Origin of the sequence: Rudaea sp. (assembly GCF_036560865.1) — a bacterium.
In the GTDB taxonomy this organism is placed as follows: domain Bacteria; phylum Pseudomonadota; class Gammaproteobacteria; order Xanthomonadales; family Rhodanobacteraceae; genus Rudaea.
In genome coordinates, this window is the sequence record NZ_DATBQK010000096.1 from 1 (window position 1) to 24076 (window position 24076).

The 24076-nt window shown below is 62.9% G+C and carries 17 protein-coding genes; 11 read left to right on the forward strand and 6 right to left on the reverse strand.

Annotation, left to right across the window (positions count from 1 at the left end; genetic code table 11):
- Both VIE67_RS09970 and VIE67_RS09975 read right to left on the reverse strand, forming a co-directional pair.
- Positions 1 to 2607, reverse strand: a 2607-nt coding sequence (locus VIE67_RS09970; protein ID WP_332025752.1) for a hypothetical protein, incomplete at its 3' end; no start/stop codon positions are given.
- Between the two features lie 10 nt (positions 2608 to 2617).
- A complete protein-coding gene (locus VIE67_RS09975) occupies positions 2618 to 3508 on the reverse strand; it encodes an ABC transporter ATP-binding protein (protein ID WP_332025754.1) in 891 nt (296 codons plus the stop codon).
- Positions 3509 to 3762: 254 nt separating this feature from the next.
- Between VIE67_RS09975 and aceF the strand changes: the two genes are divergently transcribed.
- Together aceF and lpdA are read left to right on the forward strand one after the other, a co-directional pair.
- On the forward strand, positions 3763 to 5475 hold the full coding sequence (gene aceF, locus VIE67_RS09980; RefSeq protein ID WP_332025756.1) for a dihydrolipoyllysine-residue acetyltransferase: 1713 nt from the start codon (positions 3763 to 3765) through the stop codon (positions 5473 to 5475).
- A gap of 139 nt (positions 5476 to 5614) precedes the next feature.
- Positions 5615 to 7453 carry a dihydrolipoyl dehydrogenase gene (gene lpdA, locus VIE67_RS09985; RefSeq protein WP_332025758.1) on the forward strand — a complete coding sequence of 613 codons (1839 nt, stop codon included), beginning with the start codon at positions 5615 to 5617 and terminating at the stop codon, positions 7451 to 7453.
- Between the two features lie 104 nt (positions 7454 to 7557).
- On the opposite strand, the gene VIE67_RS09990 is transcribed toward lpdA, so the two are convergent.
- On the reverse strand, positions 7558 to 7890 hold the full coding sequence (locus VIE67_RS09990; RefSeq protein WP_332025760.1) for an antibiotic biosynthesis monooxygenase family protein: 333 nt from the start codon (positions 7888 to 7890) through the stop codon (positions 7558 to 7560).
- A 161-nt stretch (positions 7891 to 8051) separates the two neighbouring features.
- On the opposite strand from VIE67_RS09990, the gene VIE67_RS09995 reads away from it, so the two are divergent.
- From VIE67_RS09995 to VIE67_RS10005, 3 genes are all read left to right on the forward strand, one after another.
- Entirely contained in the window at positions 8052 to 8954 is a 903-nt protein-coding gene (locus tag VIE67_RS09995) for an SDR family oxidoreductase (protein WP_332025762.1), read from the forward strand.
- Positions 8955 to 9125: 171 nt separating this feature from the next.
- Positions 9126 to 11345 (forward strand): alpha/beta hydrolase, encoded by a 2220-nt coding sequence (locus VIE67_RS10000; protein WP_332025764.1) that lies wholly within the window; start codon positions 9126 to 9128, stop codon positions 11343 to 11345.
- A gap of 12 nt (positions 11346 to 11357) precedes the next feature.
- Complete coding sequence (locus VIE67_RS10005) at positions 11358 to 12704, forward strand: OmpP1/FadL family transporter (RefSeq protein WP_332025766.1); 1347 nt, start codon at positions 11358 to 11360, stop codon at positions 12702 to 12704.
- Between the two features lie 78 nt (positions 12705 to 12782).
- Here the strand turns inward: VIE67_RS10005 and VIE67_RS10010 are convergent, their stop codons facing one another.
- Positions 12783 to 13283: an Mpo1 family 2-hydroxy fatty acid dioxygenase gene (locus tag VIE67_RS10010; RefSeq protein WP_332025768.1), complete on the reverse strand. Its 501-nt coding sequence runs from the start codon at positions 13281 to 13283 to the stop codon at positions 12783 to 12785.
- 65 nt (positions 13284 to 13348) lie between these two features.
- Positions 13349 to 14245: a phosphoribosylaminoimidazolesuccinocarboxamide synthase gene (locus tag VIE67_RS10015; protein ID WP_332025770.1), complete on the reverse strand. Its 897-nt coding sequence runs from the start codon at positions 14243 to 14245 to the stop codon at positions 13349 to 13351.
- A 135-nt stretch (positions 14246 to 14380) separates the two neighbouring features.
- Between VIE67_RS10015 and djlA the strand changes: the two genes are divergently transcribed.
- Both djlA and rpe read left to right on the forward strand, forming a co-directional pair.
- On the forward strand, positions 14381 to 15178 hold the full coding sequence (gene djlA / locus VIE67_RS10020) for a co-chaperone DjlA (RefSeq protein ID WP_332025772.1): 798 nt from the start codon (positions 14381 to 14383) through the stop codon (positions 15176 to 15178).
- Positions 15179 to 15293: 115 nt separating this feature from the next.
- Positions 15294 to 15959, forward strand: a complete 666-nt coding sequence (gene rpe, locus VIE67_RS10025) for a ribulose-phosphate 3-epimerase (protein ID WP_332025774.1) — start codon at positions 15294 to 15296, stop codon at positions 15957 to 15959.
- Between the two features lie 276 nt (positions 15960 to 16235).
- Here the strand turns inward: rpe and VIE67_RS10030 are convergent, their stop codons facing one another.
- Positions 16236 to 16409, reverse strand: a complete 174-nt coding sequence (locus VIE67_RS10030; RefSeq protein ID WP_332025776.1) for a hypothetical protein — start codon at positions 16407 to 16409, stop codon at positions 16236 to 16238.
- A 168-nt stretch (positions 16410 to 16577) separates the two neighbouring features.
- On the opposite strand from VIE67_RS10030, the gene pdsR reads away from it, so the two are divergent.
- From pdsR to VIE67_RS10050, 4 genes are all read left to right on the forward strand, one after another.
- A complete protein-coding gene (gene pdsR / locus VIE67_RS10035) occupies positions 16578 to 17267 on the forward strand; it encodes a proteobacterial dedicated sortase system response regulator (protein ID WP_332025784.1) in 690 nt (229 codons plus the stop codon).
- Positions 17268 to 17418: 151 nt separating this feature from the next.
- A complete protein-coding gene (locus VIE67_RS10040) occupies positions 17419 to 19515 on the forward strand; it encodes an ATP-binding protein (protein WP_332025778.1) in 2097 nt (698 codons plus the stop codon).
- 83 nt (positions 19516 to 19598) lie between these two features.
- Positions 19599 to 21074 carry an anthranilate synthase component I gene (gene trpE, locus VIE67_RS10045; protein ID WP_332025780.1) on the forward strand — a complete coding sequence of 492 codons (1476 nt, stop codon included), beginning with the start codon at positions 19599 to 19601 and terminating at the stop codon, positions 21072 to 21074.
- Positions 21075 to 21553: 479 nt separating this feature from the next.
- Positions 21554 to 23860, forward strand: coding sequence for a transthyretin-like family protein (locus VIE67_RS10050; RefSeq protein WP_332025782.1), 2307 nt, complete (start codon positions 21554 to 21556; stop codon positions 23858 to 23860).
- The last annotated feature ends 216 nt before the right edge of the window (positions 23861 to 24076 follow it).

The following is a 24076-nucleotide window of genomic DNA, read 5'->3' on the forward strand; positions in this document are numbered from 1 at the left end:
CTTCGTCGACTCGATCATGCGATCGACGTTGTAGGCATGCTGCGGATCGTAGTAGACCTCGATCGCGACATCGTGCCATTTATCCTTCTTCACCGCCCAGCGCGCCGACAGCCACGCCACGAACGGCAGGATTTTCGTATCCGACTTGTAGTGGAAATAGCGGCGGCCGTTGGCGGTCCATTCGCGTTGCAGATAACCCGGCGCGAGCGCGATCTGGTCGGCTACGGTCGACACTGTGGTCTCGAAATCGATCCAGTCCGCATCGCTGGCCACGTAGGTGTTCGCGCGCGCGGCCATGTCGTCGATCGGCGCCATACGCGGAATGTCCGGCAGGCCATACTTGCGCCGGTCGTTGCGGTCGCTGAGCTGGCGCCGCTCCACGTAGCCGAAGTGCGGCAACATGCCGCTGTTGAGAAAAGTGCCATTGTATACAACCGCCGTCTCGCCGCCGGATACCGGGAATCCGCGCTGCGCATACTCGATCTCGAAATCGAAATCCAGCGTTGCGCCGGGCGCCATCGGTGTGTCCAGCTTGTAGATCGTGACGCCGTGGACCTTGTCGGTCTTGACCACGCTGTGCGGCGCAAAGTCGAGTTTGTTGGTTTGCAGGCGCGAATCCAGATCCACATGAAATTCCGCGATCGGCACCGTGCTCTTGTTCTCGAGGCGATAGTGGCCGCGAATGACGGCGCGCAGGTCGTTGGGATAGATGTCCACATCGGCCTTGATCGCGGTGATGCGCGGCTGCGCGAGATCCTTGAACTGGCGATAGGTCTTTTCGTAGTCGGCCGCCTGCTCCTTGCGCGCGTCGTCGGAAAGGTATTCGTTGCGCACATTGGTGTTGTAGAAAATCCAGCCGCCGAGACCGACGAACGCGAGCAGCAGCGCGGCAAGGGTGACGCGCGAGGCGCGTTGGCGCAGGCGCGCGCGCGCAAGCTGCCAGCGTTCGCCGAAACTCATGCCGGTGCCGCGCGGCCAGAACGCCGCCGCGATCACCAGCAGGGCCGCGGCGAATGTGCCCCAATACGCGCGGAAGGTCAGGCTGGGCACGAGGAATTGCCCGTAGCCGTTCATGTCCGATAGCGGCAGGCGCGGGCCGCTGCCGTAGTTGTACAGCGGATGGTTGTAGCCAAGCATCGGCAAGCCGATCTTGACCGCGAGAAACACCACGACGAACAGATAGCCGAAGAACTTGCTCTCGCTGACCGTTTGCAGAAACACGAACAACGCAGCCGTCAGTACAAAGGGCAGCGTGGCCAGCAGGACGATCTTCGCATACAGCAGCGGCTGCAGATGCGTGTAGCCGTGAAACAACTGGTAGGCGATGCAGAACAATGCACTCACCAGGCAGAAGATCGCGATCACGCCGAGCAAGGCGACGAGCTTGGATGCGAGCGGTATCCAGTTCGGTATCGCGCACGCATCTGCGGTTTCGGCGACGCCCAGCGTGCGCTCGCGCCAGACCAGTTCGCCCGCGTATACCGCGAGCACGATGGTCAGAAACAGGCCGAGGCCGGAACCGAGCACGATATCCATGTGCGAGGTGACCGGATAGACCTTGGTGCCGAAAATCTGCCCGCTGAAGGTGAGTACGCTGAACATCGTGAGCAGGCCGAGCAGCAGCGTGATCAGGAATGGCGCGCCGCTGAGCACGCTGCGTGCGTCGAACCAGGCTTGATGCAGGAATTGCTGCCATTGCGCCGCGGCCGAGCTCTGCAAGCGCACTGCGGGCAAGCGGATATTGCCGCCGGCGATGCCTGCCGGCGTTGTCGCCGTGGTGACGGCCTTGCGCGCGAACAGGCGCAAGCCTTCGCGGTCGGTGCGGAACAAACGATAGGCGCCGCCGAGCAACAGCGCGCTGACGCTAAGCCAGAGCAGGCGATTGCCGAGCAACAGGCCGGTCAACGGCGGCAGACGCGAGTTGTTGTCCGCGCTCGACCAGTAGCGCGTGATTTCGTGCAGCGCGTCGCCGCCGAACGGATCGAGCAGCGCGCCGATCCAGCGCGCATCCAGATTCGCGGTCATGTGGCTGGCCACGGTATTGAACACGAACAAGGCGATCACGCCGAGATAGGTGTACAGCATCGAGCGCGTCAGCATTGCGAAAGCGAACACGAAGGCAGCGGTGAACAGCAGGTTCGGCACGACCATTACGCCGAACGCCCATGCGTAGGCGCCGAACGCGGTCGGTCCGAGCCGGTTCTGATCGAGCCACGGCATCTTGCTGCCGAGCCACAGGCCGAATGCGGCGACCAGCATCACGCCGAGCGCGGCGAGAAAGCCGCCGCCGAACCGGCCGAGCAGATAATCGCGCTTGCGCAGCGGGGTGGTGAAAAACAGTTCCGCGGTGTTGAGTTCGAAATCGCGCAGCGCCGCGCCGGCGATGAAGATCGTGACCAGCAGCAGACTCAGGAAGCTGAACGCGCCGAGCAGATTGATCACCACCAGCGGCGCATTGCGATGCACATTGCCGATGCCGCCGCCGAAACTGACGTTGTCGGAGGTCATGATCGTGAACGCGAGTGCGCCGAACGCCAGCGCGACGATCCAGAACAGCGGGCTGCGCAGGATCAGCCTGCGTTCGAACGCAAGAATTTTCGCCAGCATGATGAAGTCCTCAGGCGGCCTGCGCGATCGGCGCGGCGGCGCGGCGCAACTCGCCGAAGTAGACGTCTTCGAGATTCGGCGGCACCGCGGCGAAACCCTCACCGGGGCTGGCATCGCTCAACACATGCACCACCGGCTGGCCGGCGACGAGGCGGGTCGACAACACGTTGAGCTGCTCGCGGCAGGCGGCGAGTTCGTCCTTGCTTATCGACTTGCGCCAGACGCGGCCGTCGAGCGAACGGATCGCTTCGCGCGGCTCACCGACGAGGCGCAACTGGCCCTGCGCGATGATCGCCATGCGCGGACACAGATCGGTCACGTCGTCGACGATGTGCGTGGACAGGATCACCACGACTTTCTCGCCGACTTCGGCGAGCAGATTCAGGAAGCGGTTGCGTTCTTCCGGATCGAGACCCGCGGTCGGCTCGTCAACGATGATGAGCCTGGGTGTGCCGATCAGTGCCTGGGCGATGCCGAAACGCCGGCGCATGCCGCCGGAAAACGTGCCGAGTTTGTAGTAGCGCTTCTCCCACAGATTCACCTGGCGCAGCAGCGCCTCGACCAGGGCCTTGCGCTCCTTTGCATCGACCACGCCCTTGAGCATGGCGAAATGATCGAGCATCACCTCGGCGGTGACTTTCGGATACACGCCGAATTCCTGCGGCAGGTAGCCCAGGCTCTGGCGCGCGGCTTGTTTGTCGGCGAGCACGTCGAGATCGTCCAGATGGATGCTGCCGCAATCCGGATCCTGCAGCGTCGCGATCGTGCGCATCAGGGTGGACTTGCCGGCGCCGTTGGGTCCGAGCAGGCCGAACATGCCGTTTGGAATGTCGAGGCTGATGTTGCGCAAGGCTTGCACGCCGTTGGCGTAGGTTTTCGACAGATCGCGAATGACAAGCATGTGTTCCTTGTGCGGCTTGGTGAGGGTGGTCGCGCAGGGTAACTGCGAACATGCGACTGTGCCAAGGCCAAAGGTCACTGCAGCGCCGGCTGACGCCATCCTGGAAGGCGTGGTTTCGCGCATGCGAAAATGAGCGCGCGCGAAGCGCCGGGTTCAGATTATCATTGCGCGGTAGTATCGGTGCCGCTTACGTTGTTATCGTTATCACCCGGCGCGCTGGCAAAGGCGGCCGCCGCGTCGATTGAGGAGGGAGCATGGCCGAAATCAAAGAAGCCAAGGTGCCGGATATCGGCGACTACACCGGTGTGCCGGTGATCGAGATTCTGGTGAAACCCGGCGACACGGTAACCAAGGATCAGGGTCTGGTCACGCTCGAGTCGGACAAGGCGACGATGGAAGTGCCCTCGTCGATCGCCGGCGTGGTCAAGGAAATCAAGGTCAAGATCGGCGACGAAATCTCCGAAGGCACCGTGGTTGCGTTGATCGAAAGCGCGGACGCAGTTCCTTCCCCTGCGGAGCGGGGGAAGGTGCCGCAGGCGGATGGGGGCAAGGCCTTGCCCGCCGCGGAAGCGCCCCCTTCAGCCGCTGCCGCGGCAGCTTCCCCCGCAAGCGGAGGAAGCGAAAGAGCAACACCCGCGCCCGCCGGTGGCGGTGTGCAGGAAGCCAAGGTTCCCGATATCGGCGACTACACGAATGTGCCGGTCATCGAAGTGCTGGTGAAAGTCGGCGATGCGGTGACCAAGGATCAGGGTCTGGTCACCCTCGAATCGGACAAGGCGACAATGGAAGTGCCTTCGTCGGTGGCCGGCGTGGTCAAGGAAATCAAGGTCAAGGTCGGCGATGAGATTTCCGAAGGTGTAGTCGTGGCGTTGATCGAAGCGGCCGGTGTTGCCAGTGCCGCGCCTGCACCCGCTACGCAAGCTGCAGCACCCGCGAAAGCACAAGCGGCGGCCGCTGCGCCCGCGCCCGCGAGCGCTGCGTCTGCCGACGCCGGCAAACCCAGCTCACCGCCGATCAACTTCGGCGCCGACACCGTGATGCCGGACAAGGTGCCTTACGCCAGTCCCGCCGTGCGCCTGATTGCGCGCGAACTCGGCGTCGACCTGTCCCGGGTAACGGGTAGCGAACGCAAGGGTCGCATTACCAGGGAAGACGTGCGGAAATTCGTCAAGGCGGCGTTTGCCGGCGGCGCTGCGGCGCCCGCGGCAGCTGCTGGCGGCGGTACGGGACTCAATCTGCTGCCGTGGCCAAAAGTGGATTTCTCCAAATTTGGAGAAGTGGAAACCAAGCCGCTGTCACGCATCCAGAAGATTTCCGGCGCGAATCTCGCGCGCAACTGGGCGATGATTCCGCACGTCACGCACAACGACGACGCCGATATCACCGAACTCGAAGCGCTGCGTGTCGCGCTGAACAAGGAATATGAAAAGGCCGGGGTCAAGTTCACCATGCTCGGCTTCCTGATCAAGGCGCTGGTCGCGGGCCTGAAGAAGTTTCCACAGTTCAACGCCTCGCTCGATGCGACGGGCGAGAACCTCGTGCTCAAGAAGTACTACAACATCGGTTTCGCAGCGGATACGCCGAACGGTCTGGTCGTGCCCGTGCTCAAGGACGCGGACAAGAAGGGCATCGTCGAGAGCGCCAAGGAAATTTCCGCGCTCGCGGCCAAGGCGCGCGACGGCAAACTCGGCCCGGCGGAAATGTCCGGCGGCTGCATTTCGATATCGTCGCTCGGCGGCATCGGCGGAACGTCATTCAGTCCGATCGTCAACGCGCCCGAAGTCGCGATTCTCGGAGTGACCAAGTCGGCGATGAAACCGGTGTGGGACGGCAAGGCCTTCCAGCCGCGCCTGATCCTGCCGCTGTCGCTGTCGTACGACCATCGCGTGATCGACGGCGCGCTCGCCGCGCGTTTCACCGCGTATCTGGCGCAGCTACTCGCGGATATGCGGCGCGCGATGTTGTAATCGCTCTCGCCGTCATCCCAGCGCAGGCTGGGATCCAGTTCTTCGTTCTGAAAAATTGAATGCAAGAACTGGATTCCGGCTTTCGCCGGAATGACGAGCAAAGAGCATTTTGCGGATCTCTTTTGCTAGGAAATGCAACATGCCAACCATCGAAGTCAAAGTCCCCGATATCGGCGACTACGAGAAAGTCCCGGTGATCGAAGTGCTGGTGAAACCCGGCGACACGGTGACCAAGGATCAGGGTCTGGTCACGCTCGAATCGGACAAGGCGACGATGGATGTGCCTGCGTCGGTTGCCGGCGTCGTCAAGGAAATCAAAGTCAAATTGGGCGACGAGATTTCCGAAGGCAGCGTGGTTGCGATCATCGAAGCCGAAGGTGCCGGTGCTGCTGTTTCACCTCTCCCGCCTGCGGGAGAGGTCGGCGCGCGCAGCGCGACGGGTGAGGGGAAGTCGGCGTCGACGCAAACCTCCCCCCTTCCGCCCTCCGGGCACCTTCCCCCGCAGGCGGGGGAAGGGAAAGCTCAGCCCGCCACACCGACAGCAGCTGGCGCATCCGGCCGCAAGGCCGATATCGAATGTCAGGTCGTCGTACTAGGCTCGGGTCCGGGCGGCTCCACCGCCGCATTCCGCGCCGCCGATCTCGGCCAGAGCACGGTGCTGATCGAGCGCTACGCGACGCTCGGCGGCGTGTGCCTCAACGTCGGTTGCATTCCATCCAAGGCGCTGCTGCATGCGGCGAAAGTGATCGACGAAGCCGCGCATGCGGGCGATATCGGCATCGATTTCGGCGCGCCGAAAATCGATATCGGCAAGCTCGTCGGGTTCAAGAACAAGGTCGTTGCGCAATTGACCGGCGGCCTCGCCGGCATGGCCAAGCAGCGCAAGGTCACCGTCGTGCAGGGCGTCGGCAAGTTCGTCTCGCCGCACGAAATCGAAGTCGAGACCAGGGAAGGGAAAAAATTAGTATATTTTGAGAAATGTATCATCGCCGCGGGTTCGCAGGCGGTGAAACTGCCCGGCTTCCCGTGGGACGATCCGCGCATGATGGATTCGACCGATGCGCTCGTGCTCAGCGACGTGCCGAAAAAACTGCTCGTCGTCGGCGGCGGCATCATCGGCCTGGAAATGGCCTGCGTGTACGAAGCGCTCGGCTCGCAGGTCACGGTGGTTGAATTGCTTGATCAACTGATGCCCGGTGCCGATCCAGATCTGGTCAAGCCGCTCGCGACGCGCCTCGGCAAGCGTTATGCCGGCATCCATCTCAAGGTGAAGGTGACCAAGATCGAGGCGACCAAGGATGGAATGAAGGCCACGTTTGAGGGGGAGAAAGCACCCGAGCCGCAAGTCTACGATCGCGTGCTCGTTTCGGTCGGGCGTGCGCCGAACGGCAAGAAGGTCGATGCCGACAAAGCCGGCGTCAGCGTCACTGACCGCGGTTTCATCCCGGTCGACAAACAGATGCGCACCAATGTGCCGCACATCTTCGCGATCGGCGATCTGGTCGGCCAGCCGATGCTGGCGCACAAGGCGACGCACGAAGGCAAGGTCGCCGCTGAAGTGTGCGCAGGCGAGAAGAGCGAATTCGTCGCGCGTGTGATTCCGAGCGTGGCCTACACCGATCCGGAAGTGGCCTGGGTCGGCGTCACCGAGGGCGAGGCCAAGGCCAAGGGCATCCAGTACGGCGTCGGCAAATTCCCGTGGGCCGCGTCAGGCCGCGCGATCGGTATCGCGCGCACCGAAGGCTTCACCAAGCTGATCTTCGACGAAGCCACGCACAAGATCATTGGCGCGGGCATCGTCGGCGTCAACGCAGGCGATCTGATCTGCGAAGTCGGGCTGGCGATCGAAATGGGTGCCGAAGCCGCCGATATCGGGCTTACCGTGCATCCGCATCCGACCCTGGGCGAATCGATCGGCATGGCGGCGGAAGTGTACGAAGGTACAATTACAGACCTATACATTCCGAAAAAGAAATAGCTCGGAAAGCAAGCGAGTAGGTTGGGCTGAGCGTAGCGATGCCCAACGCTAAGCTACGGCTTATCGTTGGGCTTCATGGCATTCTTCAGCCCAACGGCCGCAACTCAGCGCTTTGGCGCGTCGGCGCCCGGCGAAATCTGCTGCGCCACCTCGTAATGCCGCACCAGCGGTTCCATCTGCAGCAGGTAGTGTTCGTCCTCGGGGTAGTAGACCGAGTGGTCGGGGCTTTCGCCGGCGAAGGCGCGCACGGCGTCCATCGAATCCCATAGCGAAACCAGCATGATCTCGCAGTGCTCGCCCTGATCGCGGCGCAGAATCGTGGTGCCGCGATTGCCGGGGGTCTTGCCGTAGTCGGCAAGGCCGGTCTGGTTGAAATAGGCGATGAAGTCGTCGGCTTTCTCCTTGGGCGTGATGCCACGCCAGACGCGAGCGATCATGCGGGTCTCCCGAGCGTCGAGTTGCGCGCAGCATAACGCAAGGCGTGCTGCGCGGCGCAAAATTTACGTTGCCTGACCGGCGGGGGCGGGCGCCAGGCTTTGGCGTCCTGCGCGGATGCGGACAACGCTAGACTAAGGGCCTCCCGGAAGCGGACAGACACGTGCCAGCGACCCTTGTTTTCGGTGCCACCGGCGCGGTTGGACAATTCCTGCTGCCGCTGCTTGTGGCGCGCGCGGAGCGCGTAGTCGCATTGAGCCGCAAACCGGCGCCGGCTGGGCAAAATCCCGGGCAGATCCAATGGCTGCGCGGCGACTTGTTTGGCGACATCCCGACGCCACCACCAACCGGGACGATTTACAGCCTGGGTCCCCTGGATGCGTTCGCGGACTGGTTCGCGCGCTCCGCGCCGACCGACGTGCAGCGCGTGATCGCGCTGAGTTCGATGAGCGCGGAAAGCAAGCAGGAGTCGCCCGATCCCACAGAGCGCGCGCTGGCCTTGCGCCTGCGCGATGCCGAAGCGCGGCTGCTGCAGGCGGCGCAGGCGCGCGCGATCGCCTGCACGATCTTTCGTCCGACCTTGATTTACGGCAGCGGCCGCGATCGCAGCCTGGCCCCACTCGCGCGTTTTGCGCGGCGCTGGCACATGCTGCCGATTCCGCGAGGTGCGGACGGCTTGCGTCAACCGGTGCATGCGGCCGATCTCGCCGATGCCTGCATCGCGGCGCGCGACGTCGCCGCCACGTTCGGCCAGACCTACGCGCTGGGCGGCGGCGAGCGCCTGCGCTTCGATGCGTTGCTCGCACGCATCGCCGCGGGGCCACCGCGCATTGCGCTGACGGTGCCGGTGCCGCTGGCGCTGTTGCGCGTGGGTCTGCCCTTCGCGCGTTTCGGCAGCGCCATCGGCGCCGGCGCACTGGCGCGCCTGCGCGTACCGCTGGTCGCCGACAACATGCCGGCTGCGCGTGATTTCGGCTACGCACCGCGCGTATTTCTGCCCGTCGATCTGCTCGGCAAAGGCGCGCGCGCCGGGGAGCAGCAGCCGGCGCTCGGGCACCGGATATAAAATTATACATTTCCCTTTTTTGCGCAAAAAAACAAGGGATTTCGACGACCGTTACGGTCTGCTGCGACGCAGCAAGCTGTCTTGCCGAGTTGTCGGCATAATCGACTCCAACAACCGTTTGAATGTCTCTGGCCTCAACTTCTGGATTCCGCACCCGCGGGGAGAAAGATCATGCGTAGATTCGCGATTCGAACGCTGGCGTTACCGTCCCTGTTGCTGACTGTCCTCGCAGGTCAAAGCGCGCAGGCCTACGACTACACGGCCCCCGTGCCGTTCCACACGGTCGCCAATTTCGACCCGAGCAAGGGCGTCATTCCATTCCCGAACAACCTGCTGTTGCTGGGCACGACCGATCTGACCCTGAATATCCCGGTGCCGTCGAATCCGGCCCAGGCAGGGCCGGTGCTCGCGTTGAACGCGCTCGACGGCTTCAGCACCGTGGCGCCGTGGAGTACGACCTTTCCGACCGCCTTGACCGCGAGCACGGTGGTCGGCGGTCATAGCGTGCATGTTTTTCAGGTCACTCTGACCGGTCCCGGCGGCGGCGTCACCGGCGTCGTGCGCGAGCTCGCATCGCCGCAGGAATATGTGGCCGTGCTGGCCGCGAACTCGGCGACCGGCGCAACGCTTGCGATCGTACCGACCGCACCGCTCAAACAGGTCACTTCCTATATGGCGGTGGTAACCAATGGCATCACCGACAGCACGGGGTTGCCGGTACGTGCCTCGTTGATTTACTCATTCGCCAAGCGCCCCGGCGCGCTGTGCGTGGGTGGCGCTTCCACCTTGCGCGCGCTGCCGGCGAGCGAAGCCTGCGCGCTGGAACCGTTGCGTCAGCTGGTCAATTCGCAGGAGGCCGCGGCAAGCCATGCCGGGGTGAACGCGGGCAATATCGTTCTGTCCTGGGTCGCAACGACGCAGTCGACCACGGTCACGATGCAGGCGCTCACCGGTCTGATCGACGCGGTGCCGAACGCCGGCGCAGTGGTCGTGCCAACGGGCTTGGATCTGTCGAAGATCAGTTCGGCGCTGCCGCCGGTAGCGGACGTCTATGTGGGTACGCTGACCATCCCCTATTACCTGTCGGCGCCGACCGCGGCCAATCCCACAGCGCCGTTGACCGGCCACTGGAATGCAGCGCCAGGCGCGTATGTGCCGCCATACAACCATGCGGGTCTGGATCCGACGTCGACCAATGTCACCGCCGTCAACCCGTTCCCTGTCGTGGTTTCGAATCAGACCGTTCCAGTGCTGCTGACCGTACCGAACGCGAATTCGGGCAAGAGCAAGCCCGCGTCCGGCTGGCCGGTGGTGATTTTTCAGCACGGCATCACGCGCAATCGCACCGATGCGTTCGCGATCGCCGGCGGTCTTGCCGCGGCGGGTTTCGCGGTCATCGCGATCGACCTGCCATTGCACGGTCTCGTCGATCCGACCAATCCGTTCTTCCACAACCAGTTGCTGACCGGTTCGCCGGCAGCCGGCCTGATCACCGGCGAGCGTACCTTCGATCTGGACTTTCAGAACAACACGACTGGTGCGGCTGGCCCCGATGGCAAGATCGATCCGTCGGGTTCGTATTTTATCAACCTGACCAGCTTGCTTACCTCGCGTGACAATCTGCGCGAGGGCGTGGCCGATCTGCTCGAATTGCGCAGCGCGCTGCCCTCGGTCAGCCTCGACGGCGTGACACCCGCGTTCGACAGCGCGCGTGTGGCCTTCGTCGGCCAGTCGCTCGGCAGTATCGAAGGCACCAGCTTCATGGCGCTGGCGCAGACGCCGAACACGGCCGTGCAGAATGCGGTACTCAACGTACCGGGCGGCGGTATCACCAACCTGCTGCTCGCATCGCCGAGCTTCAGCCCGCTGATTCTGTCGGGGCTCGCTGCGGCGGGACTGCATCCCGGCACGGCGGATTTCAACACCTTTATCGTCGCCACGCAGACCGTGATCGATTCAGGCGACCCGATCAACTATGCCTTTGCCACCACAAGCAAGAATATCCTCGCGCAGGAAGTCGTCGGCGGCAGCGCGCCGCTGCTAGGCGATGTCAGCCTGGCGAATTGTCCAACCTGTTACGACGCCAATGGCAAGTGGCTGCCGGATCAGGTGATCCCGAATACGGCGCCAGGCGCGCCGCTGTCGGGCGGCTCGCCGCTGATCGCCGTGCTGGGCTTGAGCTCGATCAGTTCGACTGCGCAGTCGGCGACCGGTATTCGCGGCGCGGTGCGTTTCGTCGCCGGTGAACATGGCTCGATCCTCGATCCGTCGAGTTCGCCGCAGACCACCGTCGAAATGCAGACCGAGGCGGTGAACTTCCTCGCCAGCGGCGGCACGTATGTGCCGATCACAAATCCTGCGGTAGTCAAACAACCCGCCAGCGGACCATAAGGACGATTTGCCATGACCCAGACAATCCGCTCCAACCGTTTTGTTCCGGCGTTGACCGCGTTGAGCCTCGCGCTCACCGCCGCGCTCGCAAGCTCCGGCGCCCACGCCAGCGCCTTTCAGCTGACCGAAAACAGCGCACAGGCGATCGGCCGCGCCGAGGCCGGCGGCCCTGCCGCGCCGGATGATTGCGCGTCGATCGTCAACAACCCGGCGGCGATGAGCGATTTCAAGGTCACCTGCCTGGCCGCTACCGGATCGGTGATCAATGCCAGCGTCAAGTTCACCGGCAGCGGCACCGACGCGTTCGGCGGTCCACTCAGCGGCGGCAACGGCGGCAATGGCGGCTCGACGCAACCCTTGCCCGCCACCTTCATTATCCGGCCGATCAACGACCAACTTACGCTGGGCTTCGCGACTTCCGTGCCGTTCGGTCTGAAGACCCAGTACGACGATCGCTGGGTGGGCCGTTATCAAGCCGTGGAGACCAAGTTGGGATCGCCGTCGTCGCCCACTCTTACATTTGCGGGTTCCTGGAAGTTCTCCGATGAACTGGCTTTGGGTCTGAGCTTTATCGCGCAGCGTGAAACGGCGGTTCTGAGTCAGGACATCAATCTCGGCACGATTCTAGCCGCGCCGACCAACGGCGCGTTGCTGCCGCAGGAGGCGGATGGTCAAGGCACTCTGAAAGGCAGTTCGTGGGGTTACGGATTCGGCGCGGGCTTGTTGTGGACGCCAACCCCAGCGGATCGCATCGGCATCAATTTTCACTCGCAGGTCGATCAGACGATCAAGGGAAAGGCGACCTTCCTGATTCCCTCCAACGTGCTGCCATTGTTCGGCGGCGCCTTCACCAATACCAAGGGCAGCGCCGACTTCATCACGCCCGCGTTCGCGAACCTGGGCTGGTGGCACAAGCTCGACGACCGCTTCAGCTTCGGCGTCAACGCCAGCTACACAGATTGGTCGAGCTTCAAGATACTGCAGATCAACTACGACAATCCTCTGCAAGCGGCTTACAACGCACCGAGTATTTTCAACTACAAGAACAGCTGGTTCGGATCGATCGGCGGTGAATATCGCATGGACGACCAATGGACGCTGCGCGCCGGTGTTGCCTACGACCAGACGCCGACCACGAATGCGACGCGCGATCCGAAAGTGCCGGACGGCTCGCGCAAATGGCTGGCCTTCGGCGCCGGCTACAAATACAACGAGAACCTGCGGTTCGACGCGGGCTTTGTGCATTTGTTTGTCAACGACAGCATGGTCAACGACCTGACGCCGACTTTCGACACGCTCAACGGCACCTTCAAGCTGTACGGCAATGTGCTTACCGTATCGGCCCGCTATACGTTCTGACCATAGTTCCAGCGAAGCGCGGATATGCTGGCCCGGGCTCGCCCGGGCCTTTGCATTTGCGGGATTGATCGACGCGATTCAGTACGCCAGGCCCAGACGACGCATGATCTTCGCCACGATCCACGCGGGGCCGATCAGCAGATAGGCGAGGTCGGTCAGGAACGAAGGTTTCCTGCCTTCGATCTTGTGGCCGATGAACTGGCCGATCCAGGCGATCACGAATACGCCGACGGCGAACCACGTCAGCGCGGCTGGACCGAGCGCGCGATACAGCGCTTCGCTGATCGAACCGAACACAACGAACACCGCGAACATGCCCAACGCGAGCGCGCGCGACAGACGCAGATAGAACACGAAGGCGGCAAACATCGCCACGCCGGCCCACAGTCCGGCACGGCCGAGCAGCGCCGGCACCGGCACCACCCAGAGCAGGGCGATCACGGTCCACAGGATGGCCGGCACGCAGATCCAGTGGATCAGGATATTCGTCGGATTGCGGTGATCCTCGCTGTAGTTGCCGAGCCAGCGCTCGACTTCACGCTGCGTATCCGTGACGGGGTTGCGTGTCGCATCGTTCATGACCGGCCTCGCAGTGACGCGGAAGGGAGACGCACAGCATAGCGCTCGCGTCGCGCAAGCGGTGGTCAGGTCAACTCGATGCCGGCGAGTTTTTTCAGCGCTTCGGCATATTTCGCCGCGGTGCCGTCGATCACGCCGCGCGGCAGCGCCGGGCCGGGCGCGGTCTTGTTCCAGTCCAGCGTTTCCAGATAATCGCGCACGAACTGCTTGTCGTAGCTCGGCGGGCTGATGCCGACGCGGTAGTCGGCGACCGGCCAGAAGCGCGAGGAGTCCGGCGTGAGCATTTCATCCATCACGTGCAGCCTGCCGGATTCGTCCGTGCCGAATTCGAACTTGGTGTCGGCGATGATGATACCTCGCGTGCGCGCATACTCCGCCGCGAAAGTATAAATTTTCAAGGTCGCATCGCGCACCTGCTCGGCGAGATCGCCGCCGACTGTAGCAACGACCTTGTCGAAGCCGATGTTCTCGTCGTGCGCGCCCGCGGCGGCCTTGGTCGACGGCGTGAAGATCGGTTGCGGCAACTGCTCGGCCTGGCGCAAACCCGCGGGCAGGCGGATGCCGCACAGCGCACCGCTGGCCTGGTAGTCCTTCCAACCCGAGCCGATCAGATAGCCGCGCGCGATCGCCTCGACGGGCACCGGTTTGAGGCGCTTCGCCACCACGCTGCGTCGGGTATACAAATTCGCATCGATGCCGGCTGGCAGTACGGCGGCGACGGACTTGCCAGTCAGATGATTGGCGAGCAGATGCGCGGTCTGCGCGAACCAGAAGTTCGACATCTGACACAGCATCTCGCCCTTGCCCGGAATCGGATCGGGCAGCACCACGTCGAACGCGGACAGCCGATCGCTGGCGACAATCAGCAGTTCGTGCGCCGGCAGCGCATACACGTCGCGCACCTTGCCGCGATGGATCAGGTTCAGGCCGGGCAGGTTCGATTGCAACAGGGTCGTGGGCACAGTGCTCTCCGCGCAAGGCGGGCATTGTATCCGCGCTGCCGCCCGTTCTGCTTCAGTTATGGCGAACCGGCTAGAATCCGCGTTCTTTTGTCGCACTGACGACCGTCGCGTGACCTACGGCATGAACATTTCAGCATGAATTTTCTCGGCAAACTGACCGGCCTGATGATCGGCGTCGCGTTCTTCCATCACCCGCTGGCGATTGCGATCTGCGTGGCGCTCGGTCATATCTGGGACCGCAGCGTGGGCAGCATGCGTGCGCCCGTGGGAGCGGCGCCACTGTCGTTTATCGAGCCGCTGTTCGGCATGGCCGGCGCCATCGCCAAATCCGACGGGCGCGTGTCGGAACAGGAAATCGCCGCGACCGAGCAATTGATGGCGCGCATGGCGTTATCGTCCGAGCTGCGCGCCGCTGCGATCGCGCAATTCAATGCAGGCAAACAGCCGGGTTACGTCACGATGAACGCCATCGGGCAATTGAGAATCTGGTGCGCGGGCCGGCGCGACCGCGCATTCCTGCTCACCGATCTGTTGCTCGACATCGTCTGTGCGGAAGGGCCGCTGGCGCCGGCCAAACTCGCGCTCGTGCGCCAGTTGTGCGCATCGCTGGGCCTCGACGAGCGCCAGCTTGCCGCGCTCGCCGCGATGAAAGGCTACGCCTACGCAGCGCCGGAACGCTGGCAGCAGTATACAAATGCGCATACGGCGCCGCCGCGCTCGACGCCCGTGGGCAAAGACCCTTATGCGGTGCTCGGCATCGAGCGCTCGTCCGGCGCCGGCGAAATCAAGCGCGCCTACCGCAAGCTGATCAGCCAGCACCATCCGGACAAGCTCGGCGATGTGCCGGACGAATTGAAACGCCGCGCCGAGGAACGCGCGCGCGAGATCAACGCGGCCTACGATAAAATCCAGGACGAGCGCGGGTTCAAGTAACGATCGCGCATCTGCTGGCCGCTGCGTTTTTGACACAGGCCTGCGCCGGATTGTCGCGTTTGCGCCCATCCCGTCATGGCCGCATGTACACTTCGTCCGCCATCGGAGACGCGAGATGAAACAGACCCCGATCATCGCACCATCGATCCTTTCCGCGAACTTCGCCAAGCTCGGCGAGGAAGTCGACAGTGTGCTCGCCGCGGGCGCGCAATGGGTGCATTTCGACGTAATGGACAACCACTACGTACCGAATCTCACGATCGGTCCGCTGATTTGCGAAGCGCTGCGCAAGCACGGCGTCACCGCGCCGATCGATGTGCATCTGATGGTCAAGCCCGTGGATCGCATCGTGCCCGACTTCGCCAAGGCCGGCGCGACCAATATCAGTTTCCATCCCGAGGCCAGCGAGCACGTCGATCGCACGATTGGCCTGATCCACGAGTCGGGCTGCACAGCCGGTCTGGTGTTCAATCCGGCGACGCCGCTGAGCTATCTCGACTACGTGCTCGACAAACTCGATCTGATCCTGCTGATGAGCGTCAATCCCGGCTTCGGTGGGCAGAGTTTCATTCCGTCGGCGCTGGACAAGCTGCGCCAGGTGCGTGAACTGATCGATCGCAGCGGACGCAACATCCGTCTGGAAATCGACGGCGGCGTCAAGGTCGACAATATCGGCGAAATCGCCAAGGCCGGCGCGGACACCTTCGTCGCCGGCTCGGCGATTTTCGGGCAGAAGGATTACCGCGCCGTGGTCGCGGCGATGCTGCGGGCGATCGGCTGAAAGCCGCGCCGGAGAGTCATCAGGGAGCTGGTGGGGCCGACTCTCGCGGCGCGGGGGAGGCAAGTTGTGGCGACCGTCCTTGGCCGCTTTCACTTAAAGCGTTTGCCAGCTTGGATCGACGCAGCGGTCTGCCGCCGTGCTGGCTGTGCATTCCATCGGCCTTGCATCGCGAGGCGGCTGCGCGCTCGAAATATCGCGCCAATCCTGCGGTGCATCGTCGTGCAGGGCATGAAAATCGGCGGGGAGATAACTGTCCATCGTCTTGGTCCGGTTCGGTCAGAGATGCAAAGCGGCGAGCGCGCCTAGCAGCAGCGCAAGGATGGCAAAGCCGATACGCAGCGGTTCGAAGGATTGCTGCAGCTCGGCATTCGGTTCGGGGCGGTTGGTGTCCATGGTGGTTACCTTGAAAAGCGCCGCCAAGGAAGGCGGCTTGTTGACCTTCACGATCACGCATGATCGTTGAAACAAACTATCGCGGTCGCGCGAGCCACGCCGCGGCCGCGATTGCGACTGCACGCCGACGAGTTGTGGCGAAGTCAGGGCAAAATGCCCGCTGCCATTGCGCGCAGGCGCATCGTGTCCGTAAGCTGGACGCAACGCATTCAGGCAGGGCGCAGCATGGGCCGCAATATCGCCATCGTCGAAGATGAACCCGCGATCCGCGCGAACTACGTCGAAGCGCTGAACCGCTTTGGCTACAGCACGCAGGGATTCGCCTCGCGCCCGGATGCGAGTCGCGCGTTCGCGCAGCGTCTGCCCGAACTGGTGATCATCGATGTGGGTCTGGGCGACGAACCGGAAGGCGGTTTCGATCTGTGCCGCGAACTGCGCGCGAAGTCGCCGGCGTTGCCGATCATTTTCCTGACTGCGCGCGATTCGGATTTCGATGTCATCTCCGGTCTGCGCCTCGGCGCCGACGATTACCTGACCAAGGACGTCAGTCTGCATCATCTGGCTGCGCGCATCAGCGCTCTGTTCCGCCGCATCGATGCCTTGAACAGACCGACGTCAAAGGAAACCATCGTCGAACACGGTCCGCTCAAGCTCGAAGCCGAACGCATGCGCATCACCTGGAACAACGCCGACGTGCCGCTGACTGTCACCGAATTCTGGATGGTACACACGCTGGTGCGCTTTCCCGGTCACGTGAAGAATCGCGATCAACTCATGCGCGAGGCGCAGGTGGTCGTCGACGACGCGACGATCACCTCGCATATCAAGCGCATCCGCAAGAAATTCATCGCGCTTGATGCGGGTTTCGACGCGATCGAGACCGTGCATGGGGCGGGGTATCGGTGGAAGCCGTAAAAGAGCAGGGCTGAGGGCTCAGGGCTGAGGGCCGAAAAGAGTGGCTCCTCACGGTGCGCGGGGCGCGACGACGACCGTGATGGCCGACTAGAATCAGCGCGGTAACTCCAGCCCTCAGCCCTCAGCCCTCAGCCCTCAGCCCTCGCTTCTCATGTCACTACGCTTCAAACTCCTGCTCGTTGCGCTGTCCACGCTCGCATTGCCGCTGGCGGGCTGGCTGATCGTGCGCCAGATGGAGGTGCTGCTGCGCCAGGGGCAGGAGCAGACGCTGATCGCGTCGGCGAAGGCGCTCGCGCGCAGCCTCGCCGCGCTCAAAACCGTGTTGCCGCCCGCGGGACAGGCGTTCTACGTGCACCCGCGCGTGGGCAAGATCGAGATCGACGGTTACGGCGACGATTGGAGCGACCTGTCGCCCTACGCGCAGAATCTCGGTCCTGCCGACGATGCGCAAAAGTTGAAATTGCTGCTTTGTGCGGATGCCGACTGGCTGTATCTGCTCGCCACAGTGCGCGACACCACGCGCACGCGCGTCGATGCGAACGATGCGGACGCATTGCTGCGCGATCATCTGACCCTGACCTTGGAGCGCGATGGCAACACGCAGCGTTATCTGCTTGCCAGCGCCGCGCCGGGCCATTTCGACGCGCGCGTGCTCGACGGCGACGGCGCCTCCGGGTTGCCGCAGAGGCTCGGTGGCGCCTGGCAGGAAGACGGCAGCGGCTATCGCGTCGAATTGCGTCTGCCGCGCGCGCAGATGCCCGAGCATCTTGCCCTGAGCCTGTTCGACGCCGCGGCGCCGGCGCCCGAACGCGCCGAGTTGCGGCCACTGCTCAGCCGCTCGCCCACGCTGTCGGACGATCTGGCCCAGTTCGCGCCCGAAGGCATGCGCGTGCGCGTGCTCAGCGCGGAAGGCTGGGTCGTGGCCGAATCGGGCCAGCTCGAAGCGACGCGGCTCGGTGCGGGCACGCCGGATGCGAATAGGAAACCCGCCACGTCGCAGCGGCGCTGGCTGGAAAACCTGATCTACCGCAATCTGATTGCGCCGGACATGACGCGCGCACAGGATTTCGCCACGACCTTGCCGCGCCTCGCCGCGCCGGAAATCTGGCAGGCGCTGTCGGGCGTGGCCGCCACCGCGTGGCATCCGGCGCCGACCCAGGACCAGGTTGTGCTCGCGGCTGCGGTGCCGCTGCAGGAAGCGATCTCGTCGAAGGGCGGGGGCGAAGTACGCGGCGCGCTGCTGCTCGAGCAGTCCGGCGACGCGCTGCCGCTGTTGACCAATCGCGCGCTGCTGCTGCTGATCGGCGCGAGCCTGCTGGCCCTGCTGTTCGCGGGCACGGTGCTGTTCGTGTTCGCCAGCGTGCTCGGCGTGCGCATCCGCCGCCTGCGCGACGCCGCGGAACGCGCGATGCACAGAAGTGGAAAAATGGACAATGCGGCATTGCCGCTGATCGATGCGCGCGACGAGCTCGGCGATCTTGCGCGCAGTTTTTCGCGCCTGCTCGACGAGGTGGCCGCCTACACCGATTATCTGCGCACGCTGGCGAGCAAGCTCTCGCACGAACTGCAGACGCCGCTGGCGATCGTCAAATCCTCGCTCGACAATCTCGACCAGCAATCGGTGTCCGCGGATGCGCGTACGTATCTGGTGCGCGCACGCGGAGGCGCGGAACGGCTCGGCGCGATCGTGCGCGCGATGAGCGAGGCCAGCCGCATGGAGCGCGCGATCGGCGGCGTCGAAGGCGAGGATTTCGATCTCGCCGCGGTCGTGCGCGGCTGCGTCGAGGCCTATCGTCCGCTGCTCGCGCCGCGGCGTGTGGAAAGCGACTTGCCGGCAGGCGCGCTGGTCATGCACGGCGCACCTGAGTTGATCGCGCAGGCGCTGGACAAGCTGATCGACAACGCGCGCAGCTTCACCCCCCAGGACGGTTGGATCCGCTTGAGCCTGCATGCGCGCACGGTTGGCGCGACAGTCAGCGTCGCCAATCGCGGGCCAGCGTTGCCGCCGACGATGCAGGAGCGGCTGTTCGATTCGCTGGTCAGCATGCGCGCCGCGTCGGCAAACAAGCCCGGCGATTCGTTGCCAGGTCGCGCCGACGTGCCGCATCTGGGCCTGGGTCTCTACCTCGTGCGCCTGATCGCCGAATTGCATCGCGGCGAAGCGCGCGCACGCAATCTGCCGAATGGCAGCGGCGTGGAGTTTTCCCTGGAATTGCGCGGCATGCCGCGGCGTCCGCTGGCGGGTTGACGCACGGGCGTGCCGTGCCGATGCATGGCGCGAAGCGGCGCGGCTTGCTATCTTCGGCGTCCTTCCACTCAAGCCGTGCCGCCGTGATCTCCGCCCAGGAATTCGCCGACCTCGCCACCCAGGGCTACAACCGCATCCCGGTCGTGCGTGAGGTGTTGTCCGACCTCGACACGCCGCTGTCGGTGTACCTGAAACTCGCCGACGGGCCGTTCGCGTATCTGTTCGAGTCGGTCGAGGGCGGCGCGCGCTGGGGACGCTATTCGATCATCGGCCTGCCGGCCAGGCGCGTCATTCGCGTGTACGGGCATCGCCTGACGATCAGCGACGAAGGCGAGACGATCGAGGATCGTGAAGTCGCCGATCCATTGGCCGAACTTGTGCGCATCAAGGTGCAGTACCGCGTGCCGCGCATCGATGGCCTGCCGAAATTCGCCGGCGGTCTGGTCGGCTATTTCGGCTACGAATGCGCGAGCTACATCGAACACAAGATCAAGGCCGATGCCAAGCCCGACCAACTCGGCATGCCCGATGTCTGCCTGATGCTCGCCGAAGAACTTGCGGTGTTCGACAACCTCAAGGGCAAGTTATATCTGATCGTCAACGTCGATCCGGCCGAGCCGCGCGCGTATGCGCGTGCGCAGCGGCGGCTCGATGGACTCGTGCATCGGTTGCGTTCGACGAGTGCTGCGTATCCGGATTTCGTCGCCTTCGATGCAATCGACGAATCGCATTTCGTCTCGAGTTTCCCCAAGGACGATTACCTTGCCGCGGTTGCCAAGGCCAAGGAATACGTCTATGCCGGCGACGTGTTCCAGGTGCAGATCAGCCAGCGTCTGTCGGTGCCGTTTCGTTCACGTCCGCTCGATGTATACCGCGCGCTGCGCGCCTTGAATCCGTCGCCATACATGTATTTCATTGATCTGGGCAGCGAGCAGATCATCGGCTCGTCGCCGGAAATTCTCGTGCGCTCGCAGGGCAATCAGGTCGTGCTGCGTCCGCTCGCGGGCACGCGCCGGCGCGGACACACACCCGAGGAAGACATCGCGCTGGAAAAGGAACTGCTCGGCGACCCGAAGGAACGCGCCGAGCATCTGATGCTGATCGACCTCGGCCGCAACGACGTTGGCCGCATCGCCGAAACCGGCAGCGTCGAACTCACTGCGAACATGATCGTCGAGCGCTATTCGCACGTGATGCACATCGTTTCCGAAGTGGTGGGCAAATTGAAATCCGGCTTGAGTTTCATGGACGTGTTCCGCGCGACGTTTCCCGCCGGCACGCTGACCGGCGCGCCGAAAGTGCGCGCGATGGAAGTGATCGCGGAACTGGAAACCGTCAAGCGCGGCGTCTACGGCGGCGCGATCGGCTACTGGAACTGGCACGACGAAGCCGATCTGGCGATCGCGATCCGCACCGCGATCGTGCAGAAGGGCCAACTGCACGTGCAGGCGGCCGGCGGCGTCGTCGCCGACTCGGTACCTGAGCTGGAGTGGAAGGAAACCATGAATAAATGCCGCGCGCTGTTCCGCGCGGTGGCGCAGGCGGCTGGGGGGCTGTGAATTAGATTTATGCCACGCATCGAGCGTAGGCTGGGTTGAGCGCCCAGTGTGTAGGCTGGGTTGAGCGCAGCGAAGCCCAGCACCAGGTCGCATATTTGTTGGGGTTCGCATTCGCTCACCCCAACCTACGCCAATCGAGATTGAGCCTGTAGATATAGGCAGCGCATCACAAATCCGCGTGGCCGTCCCCGCCAGAATCAGCCGCGTTGATGATGCGGACACCTGAGGGGGAACAAAATGTCGCGGCAGCTTCGTCTCCATTTATTTGCGCTGTGTGTTTTCGCCACATGTTGCGGCGCGTCTGCGCTGCACGCGCAAAATTCCCCGGTCACGGTCAGCGTCGATGCAAATGCGAATAAGCGTGCGACGGCTGGTCCGGGGTGTGTCCAGACTTCTTATTCCAATCGCAGATCAATCGACAGGGTCGACATCCGAGCATCAAACGGCACATCCGATTCGCCATCTCCTACTATCCCTTGATGGAAAGCGAAGGCGGGTGGAATCGAACGATCTCGAAGTTCGCCATCGAAGGAATCCGTATGCGATATTTCCTTGTAACGTTGTTCTTAGGCCTGATCTCAACCTCAGCATCGGCACAAGTGAGAGTCGGTGACACAAAAGACGCCTGCGACAAAGTCCATCCCGTCGTTTTCAGTAATGTGATCGTTAACGGGGCTCCAGGGCAACAGGTCCGCGTGCACGCTGGCGAGTACCCGCCTCCCTTCGATCTGCCGGCGCCCGTGCGGGAAATCGAGTGGTACTGCGGCTACACGCAAGAATTCAGCTCGAACGATGAGCCCTACGATCAAGTATCGGTCCAGCGCGCCAAGAACGGTGCTATCAAGTTCGTCTTTTTCCGCAAGCAACCTAGCAACACTTTCCCTTCGACGGGCGGGAGTCTTGCGCGCACCGGCGATACCAAGGACGCCTGTGACCAAACGCAGCTCGTGACCTTCGATAGTGTCGATGGGCCCGTTTTCGTCAGTGCCGGTCAACAAAACGTGGAGCGCGACCTGCCCGCCCCGACGACGGAAATCCACTTCATGTGCGGTCAGTCGCCTGAGGTGGCCAAAAACGACACTCCGTTTGACGCAGTTGACATCAGCCGCGCTGGTAATGGCGCAATCAAGTGGGTCTTCTTGTTGAAGACAGCCGCACCGGACCCCGCTCACGTGTGTAACCAGGTCCATGCCTTCGGCCGGCTTGTGTTCCTGGACGAGAACGGCCACGCCAACGGGCTTGGACGCGTTCAGGTAAAGCTTATGGACGAGGATTTCGGACCGACCGACACGGAAATGGCACATGGCTTCACAGACAAGGACGGACAGTTCGACCTGACCGGCACTAGCAGCGACAGCCATTGCATTGGCGCCGGCTGCGCCAGGCCGGACCCGTATGTCGAGTTCATTCTCGAAGAAGACCATCGCGTCGACGTGCAGAATCCTGTGGGCAATTCGGCGCGTACGCAGACACCAACGCATGTGAACACCTGCGGCGACATCAATTTCAGCGACGTGCAATGGTCGGGATCGACGATCGAAGTCATTCTTTACGCGCGTGCGCAGCGTGCTTACCAAAAATTCAGTGACCTCACCGGCGATGCCCGTCTACCGCAAAGCGATGGCCTGGTTACCGTGATGTACCCCGACGGTATCACGAGCCAATACACATTCTTCGACACGATTCATTGGCCCGCGTTTACAGACTACAGAAATTTTTTCTTTATCCTTGATCATGAATTTGGCCATCGCATTCGCGACGGCGCCGATGGCGACAACGATCACTGGAACTGGGATAACACGCGCTTCGTTTATGGGCACCTTCACGATTTCAACAGCAGTGGCCCGACCGAAGGCTTTGCCTTTCACGAAGGCTGGGCCGAGTACGTCAACTCGGTGATTGATCCCAAACTTGGCCCGGCACAAAACGTTCCCGATGGTAAGTGGACCGGCCCGCTCGACAACACCATTGAAGGCTACGTTGCGAACAAATTATTCAAACTGTCCAACGCGTGTGGTCGCTTTGCGGCAATGTGGCAGACACTGAAGGCCAATCCCGGATCCATTCACTCGCTTGCGGAGTTTGAGGCGGCTTTTTTTATACGCAATCCTCAATGCATTGTTCCCTACAGCCTGACGCCGCCAGCTAAGCCGGGCAGTACGCCTGCGGTGCGCAACACACCGCTGCCTTCGCCACGGTCGAAACCTGCGCAACCAAGCAGCGATGCGTACCCTGACTTGGCCCGGCGCGCGGATCTGAACAACTACCTCGGAATCATCGAAAAACGCGTGGAGATCCTGAACGCCTTGACCCCGCTTCGGATTCCGCCCGATCTGCCCGAGGCGTCACGCGCTGTGATTGGTCGACTCAATTCCCGCCTGGTTACCACGGCAGGAACCTTCCATGCGCAGACCGTGGACGCCTATCGCAAAGCACTGGAAACACTCGTGGCGATGCCGCCGCAGTCGTGGCACAACGACACTTACGCAACAACGTTGCGTCGCGTACGGGACACGTTCGCGACGAGTGTGCTCAATGCGCGCCTACACTTGGTACAAGAAGCCCGAAATCACGTCGCGGCTGAGAGGACGCAGGCGCATGAAAGGCGAGTTGTAGCCTACCTCGATCATCTGACCGCGAAATACGCTCGCGCCCAAGCAGAGATCAACCACCTTCTGGAGTCTCGGGTTTCGGGCGCGGAGGTTCCTGCGAACCTGCTGCCGAAATCGTTTTGGGCAACGACGACGGAGAGCCAGGAAATGGTGAAGCTTCCGCGGAGAAATTGACTAGGGCAATGGCTTGATGCCGGCTGTAGCCCTCTACGACCATTGTCCACTCTTTGAACAGCCGCTTTTCCGGCAGACTTTCGCCCGCTGCATGACTGGGGTTGGTCGACGCTGGACAAACACTGCGAGATCATTCCTGTGCGTTCCTGCCGCTTTCTCGACTTCGAATGCGGGAGCACACTTGGTGAAACGAGTGGCGCCAACTTCAGTGCTATT

Coding starts and splice junctions, on each gene's coding strand:
- djlA (WP_332025772.1), top strand. CDS start 14,381: ATGAATTTTCTCGGCAAACTGACCGGCCTGATGATCGGCGTCGCGTTC.
- VIE67_RS10010 (WP_332025768.1), bottom strand. CDS start 13,283: ATGAACGATGCGACACGCAACCCCGTCACGGATACGCAGCGTGAAGTC.
- lpdA (WP_332025758.1), top strand. CDS start 5,615: ATGCCAACCATCGAAGTCAAAGTCCCCGATATCGGCGACTACGAGAAA.
- rpe (WP_332025774.1), top strand. CDS start 15,294: ATGAAACAGACCCCGATCATCGCACCATCGATCCTTTCCGCGAACTTC.
- VIE67_RS10040 (WP_332025778.1), top strand. CDS start 17,419: ATGTCACTACGCTTCAAACTCCTGCTCGTTGCGCTGTCCACGCTCGCA.
- VIE67_RS10000 (WP_332025764.1), top strand. CDS start 9,126: ATGCGTAGATTCGCGATTCGAACGCTGGCGTTACCGTCCCTGTTGCTG.
- VIE67_RS10050 (WP_332025782.1), top strand. CDS start 21,554: ATGGAAAGCGAAGGCGGGTGGAATCGAACGATCTCGAAGTTCGCCATC.
- VIE67_RS09990 (WP_332025760.1), bottom strand. CDS start 7,890: ATGATCGCTCGCGTCTGGCGTGGCATCACGCCCAAGGAGAAAGCCGAC.
- aceF (WP_332025756.1), top strand. CDS start 3,763: ATGGCCGAAATCAAAGAAGCCAAGGTGCCGGATATCGGCGACTACACC.
- VIE67_RS10005 (WP_332025766.1), top strand. CDS start 11,358: ATGACCCAGACAATCCGCTCCAACCGTTTTGTTCCGGCGTTGACCGCG.
- VIE67_RS09975 (WP_332025754.1), bottom strand. CDS start 3,508: ATGCTTGTCATTCGCGATCTGTCGAAAACCTACGCCAACGGCGTGCAA.
- pdsR (WP_332025784.1), top strand. CDS start 16,578: ATGGGCCGCAATATCGCCATCGTCGAAGATGAACCCGCGATCCGCGCG.